Here is a 4458-nt window from a genome sequence, read left to right as displayed (position 1 = left end):
CCAGAGCGGTACATGAACTGGACGGAGAGAGCGCAGTTTTTGGTGGATAGCCTGGACCTGACGGCGGCTACGGGCGTCGAGGGGGCCAGGTGGGAGATGTTTCAGCTTGAGCATCTCTGCGACGACGGCACATTTAGAATTGAGAATAAGTCTCGCCAGATCGCGTGGAGCTGGCTGGCGGCGGCTGAGGCGATGGCCGAGGCGGTGTTGACCGGGCAAAGCTCGATTTTTGTCTCGATCAACCAGGCCGAGGCGGCGGAGAAAATCCGCTACGCCAAGGCGACGCTGGCGGCGCTGCGCGCATCGGGGCTGACGCTCGCGCACGAACGGCTTGGGCACGATATCCTGAAAACCCAGGCGCTGGCCAACCATGCCACTCCCGATACGACGCAGCGCTATGTGGATCGCCCCAGGGTCCGAAAGGCGCAGGCTATGGCGATCGGCAAGTTGCAAGCGCGGTTCGTCGAGGTGGTGCGCGGCGATGCCGAAACCCCGCCCGAAACGGAGGCGCTCCCCGATCTGAGCAATGCGACCGCAGCAGGCTTCATCTGCCGCGATCCCGTGGCTGGCGTCGCCGAAGGCCAGCGCAAGGGCGAGCTGTGCACAGCCTGGCTCGGGTGCTTCACCTGCCCCAATGCCGTGATCCCGCTCGAGGAGGACGTACTGACCCGTCTCCTTGCGACGCGGGTTGCGCTCACCGACGGTCGGGCCGGTATGGCGCCAGAGCGCTGGCGGCGGCTCTACGCGCCCAAGCTGGAAATCCTCGAGCGCGATATCTTGTCCCGGTTCCCCGATGCGATGCTTGAAGCAGCAGCAAGGGCGCCGCTGCCGCAACTGCCACCGATCGAATGACCGCGCACCCCCGCCCGCTCGCAATGTCGTCGTCATGGGAGGATGCGCCGATCTCCCCCTGGAGCCGGTTCGGCGACGGTAAATGGCTGCTCGATATCCGCACCGCAGGCCGCCGCGCGGATCAAAACCGGTTCAGTTGGGCCGCTCCCATGCCGGAGTGCTCCAGGATCAGCGGGCACGATCATTCCCACCTGATCCGCGCGGCGAAGCACTTCCTGTGGTCGATGCACTTCGATCCACCGCGTGGACGCAAACGGTCCTCAGCGACATCGCTCCAGCAGAAGGCGATGCTGCTGCGTCCGATTATCGGGTGGATGGCGGGCGAAGGGCTCAGCCGTTTTGCCGAGATCGACCCTGCTGCGGTCGAGCGGTTCTGCACATGGTTGCGCAGGCGACCATCGCGCGCCGGCCATGACTCGATCAGGCCCGCCACCGTCACGAACTATCTGCTCGCAATCAAGGATCTCTACCGGCAGCGTTCAAAGCTGGCCGATGCACCGCTGATCGACCCGTTGCCGCTGGAAACCACCTATGAGGCCGCAGGCCACACCCGCGCCAGCAAGGGCTCCATACCGTTCATCCCGGATCGGCAAGCAATCGCGATCCTGAACGAAGCCTTGCGGTGGATCGAGAAGCACGGCGAGACGATCGTGATGGCCGAAGCGATCCGCCTCGAAGCGCGGGAGCGCGGGCTTGCGACCGGCGTCTTCCGGCAAGCCTCTTATCACGTGCGCAGGGCGCTGCGCGCCGCGAGGCTGAGCGATCCATCGGGCGAACGCCTCGACGGGGCCTATGCGGCGCGGCAAGCGGCGGTCCACCTCGTCGAAGCCTGCTATATCGTGATCGCCGGGTTCGTTGGCATGCGCGTCAGCGAGATCCTGTCGATAAAGGTCGGGGCAATCGAGTATCGCCCGATCGGCGAGACCGGGGTGGATCAGGCCTATGTGGTGGCACGGTTGTTCAAGACGGTCGATGATCCCGATGGGCGGGTCGAACGCTGGACGGCACCCGCACCGGTGGCCCGCGCGGTCGATCTGCTCGAGCGCCTGAGCGCACCCCTGCGCGCTGCCTCGGGGCGTGAGGAGCTGTTCCTGGTGAAGAACACGCAATACGGCGAGATCGTGCCGGTGACCCACATGCACATCGCCTGGCGCATCAACGACTTTGCACGCCACGTCGGCGTCCCCGACCATGACGGGAAGCCCTGGCAGTTCAGCACGCACCAGTTCCGCAAGACCTTCGCCCGGTTCGTGGCTCGTCGCGACCGCACGCAGCTCCTGGGCCTCGCCGATCACTTCAAGCATGCCTCGGTGGCAATGACCGCGCGCGGTTACGTCGGCAGCGACTTCGACCTGCACAGCCTCATCAATCACGAAGCGCGTGCCGAAACCGCTGCAGCGCTGGACCGCCTACTTGCCGCAAGGCAGCTCGGCGGCAAGATGGGTGAACGCATCGTCGCCCGCAACGCGCGGTTCCGCGGCCGCGCAGGCGAGCAGGTGCGGCGGGACTACGTGGCGTTCATCCTCGAAGAGACGGACCTGCGCATCCATGCCTGCGACTATGGCTGGTGCGTGTTCCAGCAGGAAACTTCCCGCTGCGGCGGCGAACTCGAACCCGACGAAGCCGGACGCGCGCCAGCGGTCTGTCTCTCGTGCGCAAACATGGTGATCGAGGCGAAGCACGGTTCCTATTGGCGGGATCGCAGGGAGCGCAATGCTGCGCTTCTGCCATGTGCCAATCCCATGACCGCAGCCGTGCTGAATGAAGCAATCGGACAATGCGAGCGGGTGCTCGCGCAAATCGGAGATGACCATGGGCAAGAGTGAAGTGGACCCACGCGGACAATCGGCAGCGAGGAGCTACCGGGCGGCTCTGGCGAGGCTGGTTCGCGGCGAGGGTCGGCATCCCGACCACGCCGGGCGGGTGGTGCGGATCACGCCGGCCTCGGTGGCCCGCGAGGCCGGACGCAGCCGCAATCCACTTTATACGACACATCGCGACATCCTCGATGAAATCGAAGTGGCTGCTGAAGGACCGACGCCTATGCGGGACCTTGCGGCCCGGATCGCAGAACTCGAGGCCGCACTTGCGCATCTGCGCTCCGATGCGCGCCGACATGGTGAGGAACGTCGCGAACTCGCCAGCGAGAACATGACACTGCTGCACCGGGCGAGGAGCGCTGAGGATCGGCTCACGGCGATCCTGCGGCGAATGACTGAAGCCCCCGCCACAGGCGCCATCACGCGGCCGCCCTAATCTGCTCCGGGTGCCCGGCATGCATCCAGTCCACCGCCGCCTGGGCTTTGCTGGCCAGCGTGAAGATCGCGCGAGCGTCGGCCTTGAGCACGCGTAGCCATGACGCAATATAGGCCGCATGGTCCGGTCGCGGATGATGCGCGATACCAAGATCGGCCATGACGAGTGCGGCTCCGAGATCTGCGATCGCCTCCTCCGCTGCGTATCTGTCCGACCCGAACCTGCCGGACAGATCCCGGTCGCAGCGGTGGGCTGCTCCTGTGGCGTGCAGGCCTTCATGGAAAAGCGTGCCATAATAAGCGGCAGGCTCCCTGAACTGAGCGAAGGGTGGCATCTGCACGCGATCTTCCGAAGGAATATAATACGCCTCGTTGCCGCCATGCCGACACTCAATGCCAAGGTTGGCCCAGAAGGAATCGGCGTTCTGTAGCCGCGCATTGTCGGACAGGAGATCGATGGCTGGCGGCGCATAGCCATCGACCTGGGCCTCATTGAAAACGCTGTAGCCACGGGCAAACATGCGAGCGCGACCACGCCCCTCCTGCTCGTCGTCCCCATCTTCGGCATCCTCGCCGCGCTGGTTGATCTTCCAGAAGACGATGGTCGTCGCCTGCTCGCCCTTGCGGACCTGGGCGCCAAGCGCCTGCCACTGGCGATAGCTCGCCCAGCGCCCGGAGCAGTAGCCCGCGGCCTGCGCCGCGATCCACAGACTGAGGATGTTGGATCCCCGGTAGCGCTTGCAGGTGCCAGCGTTGACTGGCCGCGACGTCGCTGAGCCGTCATGGTGCCACGGCATGGTCCAGGAACCTGCCCCTGCCTCGATGGCTGCGACGATCTCGTTGGTGACGCGTGTGTAGATATCCGTGCGTTCGGTGCTGCGCATGATCAGGACTCCCGTCCTGAAATCGCAAGGCTGGCCCTGCGATTTTGCGGCAACAGCAGGGCGCAAAGGCCATCGACGGCCCTCGAAACGAGGACACTTGCGATGTTACATACCTCGTGGCACCTCGTCGAAAAATACGCCTCGATCGAATGGAATGCGTTTGGCGACGGTAGAGTCACCGTGTCGGTGCTCGGCGTGTAATGCGCGCTGTCGCCGCCGTGGACGACACGGATCGGGATCGCGTCGAGGAAGGCCTGCACCCCTGCGGAGAGTTCGCCGATCGCCTTGGGATCGGGCGGCTCGGGGTAGTAGTGCGCCGGCAGTCCCTCGATCTGCGAGGCGTTGAACACGTGATTCCACTTCATGAACCGGATGGTCTTCTCGGACGTTTCACCGGTCTCGCGATCGGTGTCGGTCTTGCGCGCCGAGCTGTAGAATACGCTGAACGAGCCGCTCTCGCCCTTGCG

The 4458-nt window shown here is 64.9% G+C and carries 4 protein-coding genes and 1 pseudogene; 3 read left to right on the top strand and 2 right to left on the bottom strand.

Features of this window, described 5'->3' with window-relative positions:
• The 3 genes and pseudogenes from Q0239_RS10125 to Q0239_RS10115 form a co-directional block, all read left to right on the top strand.
• Positions 1-852, top strand: a pseudogene (locus Q0239_RS10125) (hypothetical protein); the annotation flags it as partial.
• On the top strand, positions 849-2678 hold the full coding sequence (locus tag Q0239_RS10120) for a hypothetical protein (protein ID WP_298602150.1): 1830 nt from the start codon (positions 849-851) through the stop codon (positions 2676-2678). The pseudogene Q0239_RS10125 and the gene Q0239_RS10120, both read left to right, overlap by 4 nt.
• 1 nt (position 2679) lies before the next feature.
• Positions 2680-3108, top strand: coding sequence for a hypothetical protein (locus Q0239_RS10115; protein ID WP_298602146.1), 429 nt, complete (start codon positions 2680-2682; stop codon positions 3106-3108).
• On the opposite strand, the gene Q0239_RS10110 is transcribed toward Q0239_RS10115, so the two are convergent.
• On the bottom strand, positions 3092-3991 hold the full coding sequence (locus Q0239_RS10110; protein WP_298602143.1) for a zincin-like metallopeptidase domain-containing protein: 900 nt from the start codon (positions 3989-3991) through the stop codon (positions 3092-3094). The two genes, Q0239_RS10115 and Q0239_RS10110, sit on opposite strands and share 17 nt — an antisense overlap.
• Positions 3992-3993: 2 nt before the next feature.
• Positions 3994-4458 (bottom strand): zincin-like metallopeptidase domain-containing protein (locus tag Q0239_RS10105; RefSeq protein WP_298602140.1); only part of this gene is annotated, 465 nt, incomplete at its 5' end.

Origin of the sequence: uncultured Sphingorhabdus sp., from assembly GCF_937872355.1 — a bacterium.
Lineage (GTDB): Bacteria > Pseudomonadota > Alphaproteobacteria > Sphingomonadales > Sphingomonadaceae > Sphingorhabdus_B.
Note: the sequence above shows the minus strand (reverse complement) of the source record. Positions and strands in the feature narration are given on the sequence as shown.

Coding starts and splice junctions, on each gene's coding strand:
- Q0239_RS10110 (WP_298602143.1), bottom strand. CDS start 3,991: ATGCGCAGCACCGAACGCACGGATATCTACACACGCGTCACCAACGAG.
- Q0239_RS10120 (WP_298602150.1), top strand. CDS start 849: ATGACCGCGCACCCCCGCCCGCTCGCAATGTCGTCGTCATGGGAGGAT.